Raw genomic sequence first — 1,317 nt, 5'->3', positions numbered from 1 at the left:
TTGGCCCTGCCCCGCTCTCACGGACACCCCAGATAGGCTGAAGGGCCTGAGAGGTGTCGATGGCGGAGAGCAACAAACAGCGTCGGTTGTTTCCGGAGGCGTTCAAGCTCGAAGCGGTGGCCGCAATCCGTGGTGGCCGCTCGGTTTCGGCGGTGGCGGCCGAGCTTGGCTTGCCGGACCGGCTGGTACGGACTTGGCTGCGCTGGGCAGAGGGCCGCACAGCGACAGAGAGCGGCGCGCCGGCGCCGACGCCCCCCAAAGAGCAGGCTGCGCCGGCGCGCCGCGTGGGCCCGAGCCCGGCCGACCAGGCGGCGGAGATCGGGCGGCTGCGACGTGAGCTCGATCGGGTCCGGATGGAGCGCGACATTTTGGGAAAAGCTGCGCTCATCTTCGGCCGGGCGACGGGCCGGAGATGAGCTATGCCTTCATCCGCGAGCATGTCGCCGACTTCCCCATCCAGATCATGTGCGAGGTGCTGGGGGTGAGCCGGAGTGGCTACTACGCCTGGGCCAGCCGGCCGGAGAGTGCGCGGGCGGCCGAGGACCGGGCGGTGGCGGCCGAGATCCGCACCGCGCACGAGCCAGCCGGGGTCGCTACGGTAGCCCGCGCGTGCATGCCACCCTGCGCAGCCATGGCCGGCGGGTTGGCCGCAAGCGGGTGGTGCGCCTGATGCGCGGCATGGGCCTGTCGGCCAGGCGCCGGCGGCGGTTCCGCCGCACCACCGACAGCGCGCATGCCTATCCGGTGGCGCCGAACCTGCTCGGGCGCGATTTCACTGCCAGCGCGCCGGATCGGGTCTGGCTGGCTGATTTGACGTATATCTGGACTGCTGAAGGCTGGTTGTACCTGGCCGTGGTGCTCGACCTGTTCTCCCGCCGCGTCGTGGGCTGGGCTATGACCGACCATCTCGGCCACGAGCTCGCGCTCGCCGCGCTCGACATGGCCATTGCGCGTCAGCGCCCTGCACCCGGCCTGACCCATCACTCGGATCGTGGGGTGCAATTCGCAGCTTACGAGTACCGCAAGCGATTGCAGCAGCACGGCATGCTCTGCTCCATGAGCCGCAAGGGAGATTGCTGGGACAATGCGCCAATGGAGAGCTTCTATGCCACGCTGAAAGGCGAACTCGTCGAACAGTGCGACTACCTGACGCGCGATGAAGCTACTGCTGATGTGTTCCTGTTCTTGGAAGGCTGGTACAACCGACGCCGCTTGCATTCGGCTCTGGGCTATCTCACACCAGAGCAGAAGGTCGCGGCGTTCCATGCGGCTGCTTCAGTCGCGTAACGCTGTCCGTGAAGGCGGGGCAAGGCCACC

The 1,317-nt window shown here is 67.8% G+C and carries 1 pseudogene; it reads left to right on the top strand.

What is annotated here, in order from left to right:
- Positions 1-59 precede the first annotated feature (59 nt).
- A pseudogene (locus tag LH62_RS00165) lies at positions 60-1,287 on the top strand (IS3 family transposase).
- Positions 1,288-1,317: the final 30 nt, after the last annotated feature.

The sequence above is a fragment of the Belnapia sp. F-4-1 genome (genome assembly GCF_000802185.1).
Classification (GTDB): Bacteria; Pseudomonadota; Alphaproteobacteria; order Acetobacterales; family Acetobacteraceae; genus Belnapia.
This window is presented reverse-complemented; position numbering and strand designations above follow the sequence as displayed.